This window comes from Pseudodesulfovibrio sediminis (genome assembly GCF_020886695.1).
GTDB classification, from domain to species: domain Bacteria; phylum Desulfobacterota; class Desulfovibrionia; order Desulfovibrionales; family Desulfovibrionaceae; genus Pseudodesulfovibrio; species Pseudodesulfovibrio sediminis.
The window spans coordinates 414,573-433,786 of the sequence record NZ_AP024485.1; the positions used below are offsets into that span (position 1 = coordinate 414,573).

A 19,214-nucleotide genomic window follows, 5' to 3' on the forward strand; every position below is an offset into this window, starting at 1 on the left:
AGGAATAAGAAAAGGGAATTATTGTGGAAACTTTAGTGATCGTCATTCATGTTTTGGCTTGCATTTTTCTGATCGGCGCAGTAATGCTCCAGTCCGGTCAAGAAGGGATGGGAGTCATCTTCGGCGGCGGTAGCAGCACCATGTTTGGTAGCTCCGGCGCAGGCGGTATTCTTGTGAAGATCACAGCAGGTCTTGCTACGGTTTTCCTGCTTACCTCCCTTGGTTTTAATATTATGAGCGGCAATAAGGTATCCGATCCGGGTTCCATTATGTTGCAGAACGGAGCTGCGGTGGAAACCGATGCTCCTGCCGCCCCGGCCAAGCCGGGTATTACTTTCCAGGATACTGGAGAAGACGCCAAGAGCGAATAAGCTCAACGCATATCGTGCCGAGGTGGTGGAATTGGTAGACACGCTGTCTTGAGGGGGCAGTGGAAGAAATTCCGTGGGGGTTCGAATCCCCCCCTCGGCACCATGATAGTAAAAAGGGTTGCAGTTTCAAACTGCAACCCTTCCTCTTTTTTGGCGACAGGGTAGAGCTCGTCGGACCTGAAATAAACGTGGTAACGGCCTTACTTAGGACACGTCTTAACTGGGGCTCAGCGAATGAGGTCCATGTACTTAAAATACGAGCTTAAGTCGTGTTGAAGTCATACTCCCCATAGAATATTTCCGGTATTTGAGAGTACAAGCTGAAAATACAAAAAAATATTCACAAAAGTCTTGACATTTTGGCCGTATAAGTATGAATTCAACGTCCGGTTTTTGAAAGCCGAGGTGGTGGAATTGGTAGACACGCTGTCTTGAGGGGGCAGTGGAAGAAATTCCGTGGGGGTTCGAATCCCCCCCTCGGCACCACGATAATAAAAGGGTTGCGGCTAACAAGCTGCAACCCTTCCTCTTTTGGTACGGTAGTGTATCGCACATAGACTTCCAGTATTGTTGTAGGGCATTCTCTCGGCAAGCGGGAGGCTGATCCTGTTTCGCCTTTTCATTTCTCTCTGTCTTGATTTTTTACTCCATACTATTCAGCTCAAAAAGAGTTCCAGCACAGTTCATTCGAATCGGTCTGAGCGTACACGGTGTTCATTCTCCTCAGAATTCACCCGATTAGCTGTGTAGTGTTTTGCGATGGGAGCATTTTGAATCATTCCCAAAGAATGACACTCAATCTGGTTTGATTAATATCAACACCTATTATTTGTTATTGATTTTATCAGTTATATAAATAGATGATTTAGATGGTGAAAGGAAAATAACAAACATTCTGTTTCTGCATTTTAGCCACGTATATCCCGTAGAACCTTTCCATTATTCTTACACATGTTCTTTTTAACATATTGCAATAATTAGATTTTATTTTATGATGCCTCTAATACATACGACGGTATTTTAAAATTTGCAGTGGCCATTTTGCCTCTGCTCAACCAAGGAGGCCATCTCATGAAATGTGACCGCCGAAGATTTTTGAAGCTTTCAGCCTCATCGGCAGCGTATCTTTCCCTGGCTCAGATCGGGGTCAGTTTAACGCCGATCAAGAGCTATGCTGCCAGCCTGAAGATCGACGGAGCCAAAGAGGTACTCACAGTCTGTCCTTTCTGTTCTGTGAGTTGTTTTGCCATTGGCTACGTGAAGAACGGGAAATTGGTGAGTGTCGAAGGCGACCCGGATTATCCCATCAACGAAGGTTCCCTCTGTGCCAAGGGCGCGGCGATGTTTACTATGACAACGTCACATCACAGGGTTCAGAAGCCCATGTACCGCGCTCCCTACAGTGACAAATGGGAAGAAAAAAGCTGGGATTGGATGATTGATCGTATCGCGCGGAGGGTGAAGGATACCCGCGACAAGGAATTCGTCAGTAAAAACAAGGCAGGGCAGCAGGTCAACCGGCTTGAATCAATGTTCCTGATGGGCACATCCCATGCCAGCAACGAGGAGTGCGCGTTGACGCATCAGTTTGCTCGTGGGTTGGGTGTGGTGCACATGGATCATCAGGCACGCGTGTGTCACAGCTCCACAGTCGCCGCACTTGGTGAGAGCTTTGGCCGGGGAGCCATGACCAACCACTGGATTGACATCAAGAATGCCGATTCCATTCTGATCATGGGGAGCAACGCGGCTGAACACCATCCGATTTCCTTCAAGTGGGTGCTGCGTGCCAAAGACAAGGGCGCGACGGTTATGCATGTCGATCCGAAGTTCTCCAGGACTTCGGCACGCTCTGATTTTCATGTTCCCCTTCGTTCCGGTACGGACATCGCCTTTCTGGGAGGCATGATCAAGTATATCGTTGATAACAAGAAGTACTTCAACGAGTATGTGGTTGAATATACAAATGCTTCCTTGATTGTTGGTAAGGATTTCGATTTCAAGGATGGTCTTTTTTCTGGCTACGATCCCAAGACACGAAGCTATGACAAAAGCAAATGGGCGCTGGAACTCGATTCCAAAGGTGTGCCCAAGCGAGACAAGTCGCTCAAACATCCACGCTGTGTTTTCCAGTTGTTGAAGAAACACTATTCCCGCTACACTCTGGACAAGGTCTCGGCGACAACAGGTGTGCCTGAGGAAACCCTGTTGCGTGTGTACAAAACCTATACAGCCACAGGAACCGGCACCAAGGCCGGTACGATTCTGTATGCTCTGGGCTGGACCCAGCACACTGTAGGTGTACAGAATATCCGTACTTCCGGAGTCATTCAGCTCCTGCTGGGTAATATCGGTATCGCTGGTGGCGGTATCAACGCCCTGCGTGGCGAACCGAATGTTCAGGGGTCCACCGACCATGCACTGCTGTATCACATCCTGCCTGGGTATATGGCTATGCCCCGCGGTGATTGGCCTACGTATGATAAGTACAATCTTGCCAACACCCCTGTCAGCAACGATCCGCAATCCGCTAACTGGTGGCAGCACAAACCTCAATACTTTGCGTCGCTGCTCAAGGGATGGTTTGGTGATAACGCAACAGAAAAAAATGGATATTGTTATGAACTCCTGCCCAAGGTCGATAAAGGTGGAGACTACTCCTACTTGTTCATGTTCGACCGGATGTATCAGGGCAACATGACCGGCGGTTTCTTCATGGGGCTGAATCCCATGAACAGTGTTCCCAACACCAATAAAATCCGCAAGGCCATGGATAAGCTCGACTGGGTTGTCTGTGCCGAATTGCATAACTCGGAAACAACGGACAACTGGCATCGTCCCGGCGTTGACCCGAAAAAGGTCAAGACCGAGTTCTTCCTGCTTCCTTCGGCTCATCGACTGGAAAAGAGTGGTTCTGTGACCAACTCCGGCCGTTGGCTTCTGTGGCATGGTCAAGCTACTCCTCCACAGTTCAAGGCGCGTCCCTTCGGTGAGATGTATATCCCGATCATGAACAGACTCCGCGAGCTCTACGCCAAAGAGGGCGGCACTTTCCCTGAGCCCGTGCTCAAGCTCGACTGGCCTGAAAAGTATGATCCTGAAGATCTGTGTCAACGCATCAATGGCCGCTTTACCCGTGACACGGTCGTCAAGGGAAAGAAGTATGCCAAGGGGCAGCAGGTTCCGACCTTCGTTGCTTTGGCTGACGATGGTTCGACCTCCAGTCTGAACTGGCTCTACTGCGGCAGTTGGACAGAGGAGGGGGGCAACAAATGTCTGCGGCGTGATCCGAAACAGACTCCGATGCAAGAAAAAATCGGACTGTACCCCAACTGGTCATGGTGTTGGCCGGTCAACCGTCGCATCCTTTACAACCGCGCATCCGTTGATCTCAATGGAAAACCGTTCAATCCGGCCAAGGCCGTCATTGAATGGAAGAATGGCAAGTGGGTTGGCGATATCCCTGACGGCGGATGGCCGCCCCTGGCAACCGGCAAGGGCAAGTACCCCTTCATCATGCATCAGCATGGCCTGGGACACATTTTCGGTCCCGGCAGACAGGATGGTCCGTTCCCCGAACACTACGAGCCGGTTGAGACTCCGGTAAATACCAACTTGTTTTCCAAGCAGCTCAACAGCCCGGTCTACAAGTTCGTTTCAAGCGCACTTGATGTGCTCGCAAAACCGGCGGACCCCAAGTATCCGATCGTACTCACCACTTACAGTCTCACAGAACACTGGTGTGGTGGCGGAGAGACCCGGAATGTGCCGAACTTGCTCGAAGCTGAACCGCAGCTCTATGTGGAACTGAGCCCTGAGTTGGCCAAGGAAAAGGGCATCGAGAACGGGGATGTCATCATTGTCGAGAGTATCCGTGGCAGGGTCGAAGCTGTTGCCATGGTTACCGTGCGTATGCGTCCATTCAAGATTCACGGCCGCATTATTCATGAAATAGGCATGCCGTATTGCTTTGGTTGGACGACTCCCGGAAGCGGCGACTCCACCAACCGGCTTACACCTTCAGTGGGCGACCCGAACACCACTATCCCGGAATACAAGGCGAGTTGCGTGAACATCCGCAAGGCGAAGAAAACCACTGAGTTGGCCACCCCATAAAAGAAGGAGATCGTCATGCCCAAGACCATATTGATAGACACATCCCGCTGTACAGCGTGCCGCGGGTGCCAAATAGCCTGTAAGGAATGGCACGAACTTCCGGCCAACAAGACCTATCAGGTCGGCTGGGGTAGCCACCAGAATCCGCAGGATTTGAATCCCAACAACTATAAACTCGTCCGTTTCAGCGAACACCTTGATGATGGTGTGGTTCATTGGAACTTCTTCCCTGATCAATGCCGGCACTGTGAAATTGCTCCATGCAAGGAAACCGGTGATCTCTACATCGAGGAAGCCATCGTTCAGGACGAAAAAACCGGGGCAATTCTGTATACTCCCAAAACCAAGGACTTCTCCAAGGAGCAGTTCGAGGAGATCAAGGATGCCTGTCCGTACAATATCCCCAGACGTAATGAAATGTCCGGTCTGATGGTCAAATGCACTATGTGTAATGATCGTATCCATAACGGTATGCCACCTGCCTGCGTCAAATCCTGTCCCACAGGTGCCATGCAGTTCGGTGATCGCAAAGACATGGTCAAGCTTGCCCAGTCCAGACTGGCTCATCTGAAAAAGGATTGGCCTAACGCCACGTTGGCTGACCCGGATGAAGTAAACGTCATCTACCTGTTGATCGACAAGCCCGAGAACTATCATGAGTTCGCGGTAGCCCAGGCCAATATCGGCCCCATGTCAAAACAACAATTCCTCGCAACCTTGGCTCGTCCGTTCAAGGCAATGAAAGGATAACACCTCAATCCTCTCCTTTCGGGCGGGGCGCCATCTCTATGGTGTCCCGTCCCAAGGAGAATTCGGAGCAACCGCATGAAATCGTCATTCACTCAGGGCCAAATCGAATCAACTCTTCAGGACATACAGGCACGGGATACCGCATACGCAGAACTGGCTGGCCGCTTCGGAGCTCTATTCCTGGAAAGAGAATCAGTGCGTACCAATCTCATAAAAGAAAAAAAGGAATCTCTCCAAATTGATGCTGGCCGCGTGGCCGTGGGGGTTCCCATACTGTCGGATGTTGACCTCACACCCTGGAGCGACTTGTTCAGCCGGTCAAACCAAGCCATGTTGCCGGTGTTTGCTGAAGTGCTGCAACTGGAAGAGGAGACCTTCAGAAAGCTGCAGTCTCATTTGAAAGAGACGGACACCCTCATGGAGCTTGTTCATGCCAAAATTGCAGGCAACCGGCAGCTTTTTGAGCAACACTCTGAACAGCTTGATATCTCTCCTCATACTCTTTTGTCTTATTGTATTGAGACCGTTTGCTCTCCGGCTTTTTCCGCTATAGCCCACACCATAGACGAGTCCTTTTCCTGGGATCAGGGGTCTTGTCCGGTCTGTGGTTCCACACCTTCCATTGCGCAACTCAGCCCCAAGGAAGTCGATTCGAATGAATATCTGGTGGGCGGTGGAGGGAAAAAATATCTGCACTGCACTCTGTGCGGTCATGATTGGCATTACAAGCGGAATGCCTGCGCAGCCTGTGGTAATGAGGATAATGAAAGCCGCGAGATTTTTCATCAGGATGATGTGAAGTACGAACGTATCGAGGCGTGTCACAATTGCGGCAAGTATATGCTTTGTGTGGACATGCGTGAATATGCCTCGCTTCCCGATTTGGATACCGTGCAGATGGGACTCATCCACCTGGATGTCATCGCTCATGAACGCCAATTGTATCCTATTACTCAGACTCTGTGGAACACCCTTAAATAGGCGGCGTTATGACCACATATCCTCTTCGTATATTGAACTCTTCAGTTGTTCCAGCTATTGAACCGCACCAATCTGTCGAGACATCGCAGCGGGAATGTACTGTCGCGTTGAAGAGATACGGGAAGGGCGAGCTCTCCAACCATGAGGACTCGATAGCCGTGGAGGCGGACCTGATTGTTTACGTTAATGGCCAGCGAGACGGTGTCCTATCTCGAACCCCGGGCAATGATCTGAATCTTATTGTGGGGCATTTGTTTTGTAACGGCATGATCAACTCGTCAGAAGATGTAGCCAATATCAGTTTCAGCTATCAGAACCCTGCCCATGTCGATGTTTTCCTTGATACTGGCAAAGGGCGCAGTCGCCTTTTTCCGTCACGACCGCCTGTTCGACTTTCTCCCCTTCAATTGTTCGAACTGAAGGCAACCTTTGAGCGCCGTCAGAACCTTTTCAAAAACACCGGTTCCACCCATGCGGCCGCACTCTTTTCGCTCAATGGCGAATTGCTTGTGTTCGGCGAGGATGTGGGGAGACACAATGCCTTTGATAAGGCAATTGGTCGAGCTCTCCTGGAAGGAATACTGGAACAGACTGCCATAGCGATGATCTCTTCCCGTATTGCGGTGGAGCTGACAGCAAAGGCGACCATCGCGAATATACCCGTATTGTGCGGCTTTTCTGCCGCAACCAGCTCAGGGGTTAACTTTGCGGAACAGCACGACATAACGCTGGTTGGCCGTCTCAAAGAAGATTCCTTTGATGTGTACACCAATGCCTGGCGCATGCAGGAGTAAGTAAAGTCAGATACCCTATAATGAGATACTGCTGGCGCGGGTTTTATAGCCCCGTAATGGTAGGTAAGGAAGAAAAGAGCCGTTGGCATATGCTGACGGCTCTTTCATGTCTGATTGGCATGTTGCGATGATCGGGACACCCCTTGTTGATAAATCAACATTTTGTTACTTTTATTTTTTTTGTTAAAAAACAACTTGTTATAATTGCTGTTCTTTGGGGTTGGTCCTTCTTTTTTAGGGTAAGTGTGGCAGCTCAGTGGAACTGATTTTGAGGTCCGTTTATTGCAGTTTGGATTGGGATAAAGGAGAGCGTTTATGCGATATATTTATAATGAGAGCACAGATCCGACATTCAATCTTGCGGCGGAAGAGTGGTTGCTGACCAAGACGGATTTTGATGTCTTCATGCTCTGGCGCAACATCCCCGCTATCATTGTTGGCCGTAATCAGAACACGCTGTCCCAGATTGACGAGGCTTTTGTTAAGGAGCGTAATATCCCTGTTGTCAGACGGTTAAGTGGTGGCGGGGCGGTTTTTCATGACCTGGGAAATATCAATTTTACCTTCATCACTAATGGCGCTTTATCAGATGGGGTTGATTTTCAACGTTTCACCAAGCCGATATTGAAAGCATTGCAGGCGATGGGAGTTGATTGTGCCTTTGATGGAAGAAATGATCTTGTTATCAAAGGACAAAAGTTTTCCGGAAATGCGCAACATTTTCATAAAAACAGGGTGTTGCATCACGGAACGCTCTTGTTTGCCTCTGATATTACAGATATTTCGGACGCCTTGCGAGTCGACCCGGAGAAATACAAGGATAAGGCGGTAAAAAGCATTCGTAAACGTATCACCAATATTTCAAGACACCTTCCAGAACCGATGGAAGTTACTGAATTCATAGATGTCCTTATGAGATCCGTCTCTGGTGAAAAGGGTGAAGAAGAGCGGGGGCTTGCTCCTCAGGAGATCGATGCCATCAATCGGATTGCTGATGAGCGATACCGTTCCTGGGATTGGAATTTTGGATATTCTCCTATTTACAATTTTACGAGAAAGACAAGAACGCCAGGAGGACTTGTGGAGGTTCATCTGGATGTCAAAAAGGGCATAATCCAACAAGTCCGCTTTCTCGGGGATTATTTTGGCGTTCGAAATATCGGTGAGCTGGAAGAAGTGCTCGTTGGTTGTCGGCATGATCGAACAGCATTGGAGAAACGATTATCTCAGATTTCGCTGCATGCGTATCTTCATGGCGTGGAGTTGCCGATATTGCTGGACTGCCTGTTCTGATTTTTTGTCTGTTACCATTGAACCGACTGTTCCATTTTGGATCAATGTTCATGTATGGGACATGATAAAACATGTCTGTAAAAGTAGGCTTTTTGTAATATCCTGAAATAGCTGTTTAATTCCGCTTGATCTTTCAAGGCATGCTCCTTGCTTTATGGATGTATCGTAACATCTAACCTTAGGAGATAACAAAAATGGATGCAGCAGAAAAAGCAGCAATGACATTGGGTAAAATGCAGCAGAAAGCTGGTGACGTTTTCCCAAACTACCTTGCTTTCACCAAAGAAATCAGCCAATTCGGTCCTATTGATCACAAAACTCAGGAGCTGATTCACGTGGCTTGTTCCATGATGTCTCAGTGCGAAATGTGTATCTCTCTTCATATCCAGGGTGCAGCCAGTAATGGTGCTACCAAGGAAGAGATCATGCAGGCCGCCATGCTTGCCATTTCCATGGGTGGTTCACCGAAAATCATGTATATGCACTACGTTTTTGATGAACTTGAAGATCTTTTTGACTAACCGAGAATTCTCGCATACTGCCGAGGCCGGGAGAAGAGTTACCTCCTCCCGGCCTCGGCATTTGACACCAGTCGGGCACCGCGTGTGCGGTGCCCGTTATCCAAGAGGAATGTATGCAGATTAAGACACATAATAGCATTGAGCAATCATTGTGCGGCAAGCCCATCACAGTGGAAGAAGGGCGGAGTGAAGTTTGCTTGATGTGCACGCAGAACATGGCGGCCGACTCACGCGGATTGGTTCACGGAGGATTCATTTTCGGTCTTGCGGATTATGCGGCCATGCTGGCCGTCAATCATCCCAATGTCGTGTTGGGTTCAGCGGAGACCCGTTTCTTGAAGCCCTCACGAGTTGGAGACGTCCTGGTTGCCAGGGCGCAGGATCAAACTCCGGACGAACGGAAGCATGAAGTGCTGGTAGATGTTCTTTGCGGAGAGGATACGGTCTTTTCGGGCAAATTTATTTGTTTTGTTACCAAACAACACGTTCTTGAGAACGCGTAGTTTTATCGGGTAAGCAATAAGAAGGCGACATCACGTCTGATGTCGCCTTCTTGCATTGTCCGTTTTCTTAGCTGAACAGCGTGTCTCCACTCGCATTGCCCAAACCAGGGTGTGAGTCAAAACGGACAACCCCCACAGGCACTTCAACAGCTGCGGCAACGCGTGCTGTTCCCTGAGCGCCGAATCCTCCGCAGAGTTCGATGGCGGCAATACCCTCCTTTTCCACCAGTTCTTTGGCCAGTTTTTCTGCCTGACCATAGTTACTGACGGCAATGGCCAGAAGTTCGACTCCGTCGGTAAGTACCCAACTTCTGTGAAGGGCGGGATCGCCACCGGGTGCGATAAAAATAAATGCGGCTTTAAGTGGTTGGCTCATGCAATGTCTCCTTGTAGGTTATAATGCGTGTCTAAACAGACCTTCTTGTCTGGCCAAATCCATTGTTTTGTGTACGTCGATGACCATGGGGCCGTCTGTATTCAAACGAATACCTGCACGGGCCCCTATCGGGATTTCAACCTCCCGTTCCCCGTCCACAGCTATCAGGCTTGGAGTGACAGACACAGGGAAGACGGTCCCCGGAGCCATTTCCGATACGCCGGCGATCGGCACATCTGCAAACATTCCAGGAGCGATCGCTGCCGTTACAGAGACAGGGGTCTCCTTGCCGATTGTGATGGCGAGGCCTTTAGGATCTTCTGGTCTTATCTCCTGAATTTGACCACCGATTGCGGACAATCCAATGGATGAAGCACTGCATCGTGTTAAAAAGAGTTGTGGAACCTTTTCCATATGCCAGACTGCACGGGATGCGAGAAATACATCGTCATACACTGCGGCATCAACCAATGCGATATCCACTATTTTATTATCAATCAGAATATCAAACATGCAGGATTTAGTGCAACACGCTTCACGCGGAAGTTGGCCGCTTGCAACCAGACCGGCAGCCATCCCGGCCACAGTGGCTTCTCCCATCATGGGGAAGACATTATTAGTTCCCGTGGAAAGCGGCAGAATGGGAAGGGCAACAGTTCCCTTGCAAGCTGCTCGGCTGGTACCGTCCCCTCCAAGCACAATGAGACACTGTGCTCCAAGGGTTTCCATTATGCCCGCTGCAATGGTCGTGTCGGTTTGGTTGTTTCGAATGGGCATTTCTACCGCTTTCACGGGAATCGAGGGGGAAATAGCGTTGAGAGCACGTGGAATGATAGCGTAGCCATCGGGCATATAGAGAATTTTCGTTACGCCGGATCGTTCCAGGCCAAGGATAAGCCTGCGCACCATGCGTACTTTTTCCTGGTTATCGAAGACGCTGCCGTGGGCTACCAGGCGGCGGATGTCCTTACCGGAAGCAGGGTTGGCCAATATGGCTGCTATACTCAACGATACGCCCTTTTGAAATTTGGACGGGGGAACGGCTGAAGCCGTTCCCCCGCAATATGTTTTAACGAATGCTCTTGACTGCTTCGACAATGTTGTCTGCGCTGGGAATGTAGTGCTGTTCCAGCGGCGGCGAGAAGGGAACCGGGCAGAAGGGGGCACCGACACGCTTGATGGGAGCGTCCAGGTATTCAATGGCTTCTTCTGCAACAATGGCAGAGATTTCAGCGCCAGGGCCAGCAAAGGTCACAGCTTCATGAGCAACGACCAGAGCATGTGTCTTCTTGACGGAATCCAGGATGGTGTCCTTGTCCAGAGGCTGGAGGCAGCGCGGATCAACCACTTCTGCTTCAATGCCATCGGCTTTGAGCCTTTCTGCGGCTTCAAGGGCAGAGTAGACCATCTGGGAAGTGGCAACGATGGTGACATCAGAGCCTTCGCGTTTGATGTCGGCCTTGCCGATATCAATGGTGTAGCTTTCATCAGGTACTTCGCCGGATGCACCGTAGAGCAGCTTGTGCTCCAGGAAGACAACAGGGTTGTCATCGCGGATAGCACTGATCAGCAGCCCTTTAGCATCATATGGGGTGGAAGGAATGACGACTTTAAGGCCGGGAATGTTCATGAACCATGATTCCAGGCACTGTGAGTGCTGGGCCGCAGCACCGATGCCAGCACCCTGGGGCATGCGCAGTGTCATGGGAACGGTGGTCTTGCCGCCGAACATGTAGCGCATTTTCGCAGCCTGGTTGAACAGTTGGTCCATGGAAACGCCGATGAAGTCGACGAACATCAGTTCAGGCACGGGACGAAGGCCACAGGCGGCAGCGCCACAGGCAGCACCAACAATGGTGCTTTCGGTGATAGGCGTATCCATGACACGATCTTCGCCGAATTGATCAAAAAGTCCCTGGGTGACGCCAAAGCAACCACCAAACTGGCCAACATCTTCGCCGAGAATGAAGACATTCTCATCGCGCTCCATTTCCTGCCTCAATGCCTCATTGAGAGCTTGCAGATATGTTTTTTCGGACATTATTTTCTCCGTTGGATTTAGTATGGATTCGTAAAAGGGAACGAGCGCCGTTTAGGCGTACACGTCGTCCATCATGGCGCTGGAAGCCGGCATAGGACTTTCCTTGGCAAATGCGACAGCCTCATCGACGTCTTTTTCAATGCCAGCCTTGATTTTTTCGGCTTCCTTTTTGCTGAGAGTCTTGCTTTCGATAAGCTTGGCCTCAAAGCGGGGGATGGGATCCTTGGCCTTCCATTCTTCCAATTCTTCATCGCAGCGGTACGTGCAGGCATCGCCTTCGAAGTGACCGCGCCAGCGGTATGTCTTGCATTCCACCAGAGAGGGGCCTTCGCCATTGCGAGCGCGCTTGACTGCTTCGGTGACAGCTTCATGAACTGCGAGTACGTCGTTGCCATCAACAACAACACCGGGCATGTCATATGCGGCGGCACGGTCGGCGATGTCGACGATAGCCATGGATTTGCACTGAGGGCAGGAAATGCCGTACCCGTTGTTTTCATTGACGAACACCAACGGCAGTTTCCAGGCGCTGGCGATGTTCAACGCTTCTTGGGTGGTACCCTGGTTGGATGCACCATCACCGAAGAAGCACATGGCAACGTCTTTGCTCTTTCTGTATTTTGCAGCCAGGGCAGCACCGGCAGCCAGCGGGCCACCTCCACCAACGATACCGTTGGCACCGAGAATGCCGAGGTCAAGGTCGGCGATGTGCATGGAGCCGCCTTTACCTTTGCAGTAACCGGTTGATCTGCCGAATATTTCAGCCATCATCAGCTTCAGATCGCCACCTTTTGCGAGCAGGTGACCATGGCCACGGTGGGTACTGGTGATCATGTCTGCGTTGGTGAGTGCAGCGCAGGCGCCTGTGGCGACTGCTTCTTCACCAAGGTAAAGGTGAACGAAGCCGGGAATTTCGCCTGCAGCGAAAAATTCCTGCAACTTCAGCTCGAACAGGCGAATCCTGTTCATGGTTTCATACATCTGAATCAATGTCTTCTTACTGAGAGCCATTGCTTTCTCTCCTCTGGGTTATTCGGCCTTGGCGGCGCATCCGCAGGCCTGTTTTTCCGTTATTTCCGTCCCGCCATCCGCCATATCCATCTCGACCGAGACAGTGAGGGCGGCGCACGCTACAACAATATTGCTGACACCAGGGGCAAAGCAGGGGACCTCAATCCCCGGAATACTCATGCCACCGGTAGTCAAAGACAGCGAAGTCTCGCCGATCGGGATGCAAGAAAGGACTGCATCCCGATCGACACTATCTGGTTCGGGGACGGCCACTTCCGCATGCACGAAGACGCCTTGAAATTGATCTCGGCCACATATTTCCATGATTCCACACAGGCATATCCGGGAAACAGCATCGCGCACTGCGCGTACCGCGGCCTTGGTCATGTCTTCACCGTGCAGATCCGCGGCGTAACCGAGTTCTATGGCAAATCGTTTTCGCGACATGGACGGGCTCCTAAGCGATCATCAGGCCGGGATTTTCCAACATGTCTCCCAGCTCGCGCAGGAAGGACATTGCCGGAGCACCGTCCGTGGTCATGTGGTTGAAGGTCAGGGAAAGAGTCATCATCTGACGAATACAAATCTCACCATCTTTGACGGCGGGCTTTTCGACGATGCGACCGACTCCCAGGATGCCGGTTTCGGGAGGATTGAGGATGGGGGTGAACCCGTCGACGCCAAGCATGCTCACATTACTGATAGTAAATGTACCGCCTGCTATTTCATCCATGCTCAGTCCGCCCTTGCGAGCGCGACTGGCGACATCCCGAACTTCCACTTTGAGTTCTTCAAGAGTGAACGTGTCAGCCATCTTGACATTGGGGACGATGAGTCCGTTAGGCAGGGCAACGGCGATGCCGAGGTTGACGTGCTCATGCATGTGGATGCCATCATCCTGCAGTGTGGAATTCATGATGGGGTGACGCTTGAGGGCACGACAGACTGCGTAGGATACCAAGTCATTATATGACAAACGGTAGTCCTGATTGCGCTTGTTCCGCTCAAGGAAGCTGGTGCGCAGGGCGACCAGTTCAGTAACGTCCAACTCCACGAAAACAGAGAGTTGTGCTGCGCTGTTCAGGCTTGCATGCATGTTGTCTGCGATGAGCTTGCGGACGCCGTCCATGGGGACAATGGTGTCCTTGGCTGCGGCCTGAGCTGCTTGAGCAGGCTGTTCGGCTGCCGGATTCATGGCGCGCAGAATGTCAGCCTTGGTGATTCGACCACCATCTCCAGTACCGGTGACATCATTGAGATCAATTCCCTTTTTACGAGCGAACTCAATGGCTTTGGGACTGGCGTTTACGTTGCAAGCCGCGTCGGCTGTTTCCTGTACATCCTTTCGGGTAATACTCCCGTTGGGACCAGTTCCTACAATAGTGGATAAAGCTACGCCCAGTTCCTTGGCCAGCTTGCGTGCTGCAGGCATGGCGGGGACGAACTCTCCATCTTCAACTGCCGGTGTAGGTGTTGTGGAAGAGGGGGCTTCAGCGGCGGGGGCGCTTGCTTCTGCTTCAGGTGCGGCACCTGCGGCAGCCTTTTCCGGTGTTTCTCCCGGTGCGGCAATGGTTGCGAGTACGGCCTGGACCGGTGCAACTTCACCTTCGGGTACAATGATTTGGAACAAGATTCCACTGGCGGGCGCTTCAACCGAATTGGTAATTTTATCGGTTTCAACTTCGAACAGTTCTTCTCCTGCTTCGACTTGGTCGCCTTCGCTTTTCAGCCAGCGGACAACCTTTCCTTCTTTCATGGTCAAACCCCATTTGGGCATGATCACTTGTTCAGCCATGACCGAGTCCTCCTAGTTGTTAACGTATGAACGTCACCCCTTGTGCAACGGGAGTGCCAAATAATTATATATATTTATTTCAAGTGTTTGAGTGTGTTTTAAGCAAAATGAATCGCTCTGCTTGTGTTCGGGGGTGGAACAAAAGACTTTGAGAAAATATAGTGAGGCTGTGTGTGTTTATCTCTTTGTTATTGTTGTGTTTATTTGTATAAAATGGATTTTAATCTGTTCAACATTTGAACACTTGACAGAAAATGGGTGATGAGTCAGTCATTCAGAGTTGTGAGATATTATTTTGCGTTTTCACGGAGGGCGGTATGCATTCGCTTTACAGGGATGGAGATGGTTTTGGAATTAGTCGAGACTCGGTTGATGGGGCCAACCCTGTTGGTCTCAAGCTATCGCGACCCCGTCGGCAACGAGCCGCCTCTGTCGATTATACCCGTTGGAAACAATTCGTTGATGGAAAGCACCCTAGTATAGATGATATGGATAAAACCCTTGTCGATTCATGGAGTCGGTGCCTTGATTTGGCCGTAGACCCAGGGCCTCGGTGTTGCTGGGATTTTACTCCCATGGATCAACTCAAGTCTTTTTCATCCACTCTTGAGAAAATATGCGGTGATGTTGAAACCACGGCATATAGGGCTATCAAGGGGAAAAAACTGTTGATTACAATGACGAACGCCGATGCCCGGGTTGTTCGCACCTGCGGTGATCTTGAAGTCTTACGGCAGGCAGACAAATTGAATTTTGGTCCCGGAGCAAACTGGGCAGAAGAAAGTGTCGGCACCAATGCCATCGGCACTTCTCTGGTTACCGGTCGTCCCATTCAGGTCATGGGGGAAGAGCATTTTTGTCGGAGCCACCACAGATGGAGTTGTACGGCTGCTCCCATTTTGGATCCTCGTGGCGACATATGGGGGTGTTTTGATATTTCAGGCCCCACGGAATCCGATCATTCCAAGAACATGGAGCTGGTTTTGCAAGCTGCAAAGGCTTTGGAACACAGGTTGTCACGACTGTATTGTTCCGAACTAGAAGGGCAGATGGGATCGCTTTTTTCTTCGATGTTCAATTCCGTCATGACCGGCATCATTTCCATGGATTCTTCCGGGAGAATAACCAACGCCAATACTATTGCGGAAACCTTGCTGAATCATACAGGGAAATCTTTACGAGGATATCAGGCAGATCTCTTTTTTGATTTCGAAGTGTTTCTTGCAAAGGCAAAGCATGCGACCATACATGAGCCTGTCGTCATTAAATGCCTTGTAAACAAGGACCTTTTTGTTAGGGCCATGCCCATATTCGCCACTGATGGAACATGGACAGATACCATTATCACGGTCAGTGAAATGCAACGTTTCCATCAAAGTGTCGTCCCGGAAAGGGTGCTGGAGGAGAAAAAGAACGTCTCCGTTGAAACGCCGAAAGGATTTGAACATGTCCTGCATTCAAGTGCGGTCATGAGGAGGGCAATCAAACAGGCAGCCAATGTTGCCAGGACACCCTCCACGGTTCTCTTGTCTGGAGAGTCCGGAACCGGCAAAGAATTATTTGCCCGTGGCATTCATCAGGCCGGGCCGCGTGCAAAGAATCCTTTTGTCGCGGTCAACTGTGGTGCTTTCTCCGAAGAACTTGTTCAGAGTGAGCTGTTTGGGTATTGCGAGGGCGCTTTTACCGGCGCAGTGAAACGCGGCCGGATAGGGCAGTTTCAACGAGCGGACAAGGGCGTGTTGTTCTTGGATGAAATTTCAGAAATGCCTTTGTCGCAACAGGTCAATCTCCTCCGGGCTCTGGAGGAACGGGCTATTGTGCCTGTGGGCGGTACCGACCCTCGCCCAGTGGACGTAAAAATTATTGCGGCCACAAACAAGGATCTGAGTGAGCTTGTGCAGCAGGGGTTGTTCCGTGAGGATTTATTCTACAGATTGAATGTGGTGGGTATTGCCATACCTCCACTTCGGGATCGTGGCGGTGACGTTGTACAGCTTGCTGCTTACCATTTGAATCGTCTGTGTTCCGATTTCGGTCTGGAAAGTGTGCACATTTCGCCGGAAGCCGAGAGTGTTTTGATGGTTCATGATTGGCCGGGGAATGTTCGTGAATTGGTCAATTGCCTTGAGTACGCCGTGAACAATCTGTCTGGAGATGTTTTGCATATGGAAAACCTTCCCCCCAGTTTGCTGGCGCAAGCACGGGGCGGTACGGATACAGACCGGATAAAGCGGACAAGTGAATTTCATCTCAAGAAAAGGGAAGAGGTCGCCATTCGTGAGGCCCTGGATTTTCATAATGGCAATATCAGTAAAACAGCCAAAGCCCTAGGAATCGGACGAAATACATTGTATTCCAAAATGGAACGATTCAGTATTCAGGCATAAATCAGCGGTTTCAATCTTATTTTAAAATATTTTAAAATCAAATAGTTATAAGCAAATAGGGGGAGTCTGGCTCCCCTTTTTGCTTTTCGGATTTGTTGGAGCGGGGCTACACTTCAACAGTATTTTTCATACTCAGATTAATGCGACCGCGAGCCGTATCAACACCAATCACCGTCACCTCAACCTCACGGCCAGCAGCGACCACTTCAGATGGATCACGTACAAACGTGTCGGACAGCTGGCTTATATGAACCAGTCCGTCACGGTGAACGCCGATGTCTACGAACGCGCCAAACTTGGTGACGTTGGTGACGATACCAGGCAGTTTCATACCTTCATACAGGTCGCTGATATCGTTAACACCTTCGGCAAATGAAAAGACACTGAATTCGGCACGCGGATCACGGCCCGGTCTGGTCAGTTCGGCCATGATATCACGCAAGGTGGGGAGACCGACCTCGTCAGAGATATATTTATCGATCTGCACCTTATTGCGGGCTGTTTCATCGCTAACCAGGTCCGCAACCGAGCATCCTGCTTCTTTGGCCATCTGTTTGACCAGTGCATATCGTTCTGGATGAACAGCACTTGCATCCAGTACTTCTTTTCCATGAACACGCAGGAATCCCGCTGCCTGTTCAAAAGCCTTGGGTCCAAGCCGTTTGACTTTTAACAGGTCTCGACGGGAAGAGAAGGGGCCTTGTTCATCTCGGTGATTGACAATATTTTGTGCCAGTACAGGCCCCAGACCGGATACGAATGCAAGGAGTTCTCTGCTGGCTGTGTTTATATCGACGCCCACCGAGTTGACACATTGTTCCACCACATCATCCAGGCTTTTTTTGAGGGCAGTCTGATCCACATCATGCTGATACTGGCCGACGCCAATGGATTTAGGATCTATCTTGACCAGCTCGGCCAGTGGATCCATGAGTCGACGCCCGATGGACACCGACCCACGAACAGTCAGGTCGAGATCAGGAAATTCACGGCGGGCTACCTCAGATGCGGAGTAGATGGAAGCTCCGGATTCGTTGACCAGCAAGGCTGGTATGCCGAGATTCAACTCACGGACAAAGGCTTCGGTTTCACGCCCTGCCGTACCGTTTCCGATGGCAATGGCTTCGATAGCGTGCTTGGTAGACAAGGTTTGAAGAACACGAGCCGCCTCTTTCTGCTGATTCTTTGAGCCTGTAGGAAAAATAGTGGAATATTCCTTGAGAGCTCCCTGCGCATCAAGGACGGTGAGTTTTGCCCCTGTACGGAAACCGGGGTCCAGAGCCAGTACGCGTTTTTGGCCAAGAGGGGCAGCCAACAACAGTTCACGTAAATTGGCTGCGAATACGGTAATGGCTTCAATATCAGCACGTTTTTTTACTTCGGCGCGTATTTCATTTTCAATGGATGGCCCCAGCAAACGTTTGTAGCAGTCATCCAGAGCTAATCCCACCTCGTGCGAATCCTGCCCAGTGCCGCGCAATACGGACTTACGCATAAGCTCCGTCGCCTCTTCTTCAGACGGACGCAGAGAGAGTTTCAGCAGCTTTTCATTCTCACCGCGGAACATGGCCAGTGCCCGGTGTCCGGGGATGCGAGCGAGAGGTTCATTCCAATCAAACCAGTCACGGTACTTTGCACCAGCTTCCTCTTTGCCTTTTGCGACCTTGGATACGAATCTGCCTCGCTTTACAAACAACGTTCGCATAGCGGCACGCGCCCTGGCATTTTCGTTGATATTTTCAGCTATGATATCTCGTGCTCCGGCCAGAGCGGCGTCTACATCAGGGACGTCTTTGCCCGGATTGACAAATCCTTTGGCTTCAGCACTTGTATTTATCCCACGTTGGCTGAACACGATCTTTGCCAGCGGTTCCAACCCGCGCTCCTTGGCCATCGTTGCCCGAGTCCTTCTTTTGGGGCGGTAGGGCAGATAGATATCTTCAAGCTGCGCTTTGTCTTGAGCCTTTTGGAGTGCCAGCTTTAGATCAGCGGTAAGAAGCTCTCGTTCGGTCAGTGACGACAGGATTGACTCGCGGCGCTTGTCCAACTCGGCCAGTTCGTTCAGCCTGTCACGAACCCCAGCAACGCCCACTTCATCCATGGTGCCAGTTGCTTCCTTGCGATAGCGGGAGATAAATGGCACGGTCGCGCCTTCATCAAGAAGGGTGGCAACAGCTTTAACATGCTGTTGTTTAAGGGAAAGTTCACGAGATATTGTTTGTATATGTGTATCGATCATGCGGTGCGTATTCCTTGCAAATGAAGTAACGAATTC

16 protein-coding genes and 2 tRNA genes are annotated in these 19,214 nt (G+C 50.6%); 11 read left to right on the top strand and 7 right to left on the bottom strand.

Annotated elements, in window-relative coordinates; all coding sequences use genetic code 11:
- Nucleotides 1–23: 23 nt before the first annotated feature.
- From secG to SRBAKS_RS02090, 10 genes are all read left to right on the top strand, one after another.
- Complete coding sequence (gene secG, locus SRBAKS_RS02045; RefSeq protein WP_229593104.1) at nt 24–371, top strand: preprotein translocase subunit SecG; 348 nt, start codon at nt 24–26, stop codon at nt 369–371.
- A 16-nt stretch (nt 372–387) separates the two neighbouring features.
- Nucleotides 388–474 (top strand) — tRNA-Leu (locus SRBAKS_RS02050).
- Between the two features lie 296 nt (nt 475–770).
- Nucleotides 771–857: transfer RNA gene (locus SRBAKS_RS02055), tRNA-Leu, on the top strand.
- Between the two features lie 585 nt (nt 858–1,442).
- The gene (fdnG, locus tag SRBAKS_RS02060; protein WP_229593107.1) at nt 1,443–4,487 is read left to right on the top strand and encodes a formate dehydrogenase-N subunit alpha; all 3,045 of its coding nucleotides are present in this window, start codon (nt 1,443–1,445) and stop codon (nt 4,485–4,487) included.
- A gap of 15 nt (nt 4,488–4,502) precedes the next feature.
- Entirely contained in the window at nt 4,503–5,237 is a 735-nt protein-coding gene (locus SRBAKS_RS02065) for a 4Fe-4S dicluster domain-containing protein (protein ID WP_229593110.1), read from the top strand.
- A 75-nt stretch (nt 5,238–5,312) separates the two neighbouring features.
- Nucleotides 5,313–6,218 carry a formate dehydrogenase accessory protein FdhE gene (locus tag SRBAKS_RS02070; RefSeq protein WP_229593112.1) on the top strand — a complete coding sequence of 302 codons (906 nt, stop codon included), beginning with the start codon at nt 5,313–5,315 and terminating at the stop codon, nt 6,216–6,218.
- A gap of 8 nt (nt 6,219–6,226) precedes the next feature.
- On the top strand, nt 6,227–7,012 hold the full coding sequence (locus SRBAKS_RS02075; protein WP_229593114.1) for a formate dehydrogenase accessory sulfurtransferase FdhD: 786 nt from the start codon (nt 6,227–6,229) through the stop codon (nt 7,010–7,012).
- 315 nt (nt 7,013–7,327) lie between these two features.
- Nucleotides 7,328–8,305 (top strand): lipoate--protein ligase, encoded by a 978-nt coding sequence (lplA, locus tag SRBAKS_RS02080; RefSeq protein ID WP_229593116.1) that lies wholly within the window; start codon nt 7,328–7,330, stop codon nt 8,303–8,305.
- A gap of 194 nt (nt 8,306–8,499) precedes the next feature.
- The gene (locus SRBAKS_RS02085) at nt 8,500–8,826 is read left to right on the top strand and encodes a carboxymuconolactone decarboxylase family protein (RefSeq protein WP_229593118.1); all 327 of its coding nucleotides are present in this window, start codon (nt 8,500–8,502) and stop codon (nt 8,824–8,826) included.
- Between the two features lie 113 nt (nt 8,827–8,939).
- The gene (locus tag SRBAKS_RS02090) at nt 8,940–9,329 is read left to right on the top strand and encodes a PaaI family thioesterase (RefSeq protein ID WP_229593120.1); all 390 of its coding nucleotides are present in this window, start codon (nt 8,940–8,942) and stop codon (nt 9,327–9,329) included.
- Nucleotides 9,330–9,396: 67 nt separating this feature from the next.
- Here SRBAKS_RS02090 and SRBAKS_RS02095 read toward each other — a convergent pair whose 3' ends face one another.
- From SRBAKS_RS02095 to SRBAKS_RS02120, 6 genes are all read right to left on the bottom strand, one after another.
- Nucleotides 9,397–9,705, bottom strand: a complete 309-nt coding sequence (locus SRBAKS_RS02095; RefSeq protein ID WP_229593122.1) for a DUF6506 family protein — start codon at nt 9,703–9,705, stop codon at nt 9,397–9,399.
- 18 nt (nt 9,706–9,723) lie between these two features.
- Complete coding sequence (locus SRBAKS_RS02100; protein WP_229593124.1) at nt 9,724–10,695, bottom strand: NAD(+)/NADH kinase; 972 nt, start codon at nt 10,693–10,695, stop codon at nt 9,724–9,726.
- A gap of 79 nt (nt 10,696–10,774) precedes the next feature.
- Nucleotides 10,775–11,746, bottom strand: a complete 972-nt coding sequence (locus SRBAKS_RS02105; protein WP_229593126.1) for an alpha-ketoacid dehydrogenase subunit beta — start codon at nt 11,744–11,746, stop codon at nt 10,775–10,777.
- A 51-nt stretch (nt 11,747–11,797) separates the two neighbouring features.
- Complete coding sequence (locus SRBAKS_RS02110) at nt 11,798–12,757, bottom strand: thiamine pyrophosphate-dependent dehydrogenase E1 component subunit alpha (RefSeq protein WP_229593128.1); 960 nt, start codon at nt 12,755–12,757, stop codon at nt 11,798–11,800.
- An 18-nt stretch (nt 12,758–12,775) separates the two neighbouring features.
- The gene (locus SRBAKS_RS02115) at nt 12,776–13,204 is read right to left on the bottom strand and encodes a Lin0512 family protein (RefSeq protein WP_229593130.1); all 429 of its coding nucleotides are present in this window, start codon (nt 13,202–13,204) and stop codon (nt 12,776–12,778) included.
- Nucleotides 13,205–13,214: 10 nt separating this feature from the next.
- Entirely contained in the window at nt 13,215–14,552 is a 1,338-nt protein-coding gene (locus SRBAKS_RS02120) for a dihydrolipoamide acetyltransferase family protein (protein ID WP_229593132.1), read from the bottom strand.
- Between the two features lie 317 nt (nt 14,553–14,869).
- On the opposite strand from SRBAKS_RS02120, the gene SRBAKS_RS02125 reads away from it, so the two are divergent.
- Complete coding sequence (locus tag SRBAKS_RS02125; RefSeq protein ID WP_488225856.1) at nt 14,870–16,939, top strand: sigma-54-dependent Fis family transcriptional regulator; 2,070 nt, start codon at nt 14,870–14,872, stop codon at nt 16,937–16,939.
- Nucleotides 16,940–17,045: 106 nt separating this feature from the next.
- Here the strand turns inward: SRBAKS_RS02125 and SRBAKS_RS02130 are convergent, their stop codons facing one another.
- Nucleotides 17,046–19,178 (bottom strand): Tex family protein, encoded by a 2,133-nt coding sequence (locus SRBAKS_RS02130; protein WP_229593136.1) that lies wholly within the window; start codon nt 19,176–19,178, stop codon nt 17,046–17,048.
- Nucleotides 19,179–19,214: the final 36 nt, after the last annotated feature.

Bases quoted from the DNA above. Each gene is read 5' to 3' on its own strand.
- fdnG (WP_229593107.1), top strand. From the start codon at position 1,443: ATGAAATGTGACCGCCGAAGATTTTTGAAGCTTTCAGCCTCATCGGCA.
- SRBAKS_RS02065 (WP_229593110.1), top strand. From the start codon at position 4,503: ATGCCCAAGACCATATTGATAGACACATCCCGCTGTACAGCGTGCCGC.
- SRBAKS_RS02070 (WP_229593112.1), top strand. From the start codon at position 5,313: ATGAAATCGTCATTCACTCAGGGCCAAATCGAATCAACTCTTCAGGAC.
- SRBAKS_RS02075 (WP_229593114.1), top strand. From the start codon at position 6,227: ATGACCACATATCCTCTTCGTATATTGAACTCTTCAGTTGTTCCAGCT.
- lplA (WP_229593116.1), top strand. From the start codon at position 7,328: ATGCGATATATTTATAATGAGAGCACAGATCCGACATTCAATCTTGCG.
- SRBAKS_RS02085 (WP_229593118.1), top strand. From the start codon at position 8,500: ATGGATGCAGCAGAAAAAGCAGCAATGACATTGGGTAAAATGCAGCAG.
- SRBAKS_RS02090 (WP_229593120.1), top strand. From the start codon at position 8,940: ATGCAGATTAAGACACATAATAGCATTGAGCAATCATTGTGCGGCAAG.
- SRBAKS_RS02095 (WP_229593122.1), bottom strand. From the start codon at position 9,705: ATGAGCCAACCACTTAAAGCCGCATTTATTTTTATCGCACCCGGTGGC.
- SRBAKS_RS02105 (WP_229593126.1), bottom strand. From the start codon at position 11,746: ATGTCCGAAAAAACATATCTGCAAGCTCTCAATGAGGCATTGAGGCAG.
- SRBAKS_RS02110 (WP_229593128.1), bottom strand. From the start codon at position 12,757: ATGGCTCTCAGTAAGAAGACATTGATTCAGATGTATGAAACCATGAAC.
- SRBAKS_RS02115 (WP_229593130.1), bottom strand. From the start codon at position 13,204: ATGTCGCGAAAACGATTTGCCATAGAACTCGGTTACGCCGCGGATCTG.
- SRBAKS_RS02120 (WP_229593132.1), bottom strand. From the start codon at position 14,552: ATGGCTGAACAAGTGATCATGCCCAAATGGGGTTTGACCATGAAAGAA.
- SRBAKS_RS02125 (WP_488225856.1), top strand. From the start codon at position 14,870: ATGCATTCGCTTTACAGGGATGGAGATGGTTTTGGAATTAGTCGAGAC.
- SRBAKS_RS02130 (WP_229593136.1), bottom strand. From the start codon at position 19,178: ATGATCGATACACATATACAAACAATATCTCGTGAACTTTCCCTTAAA.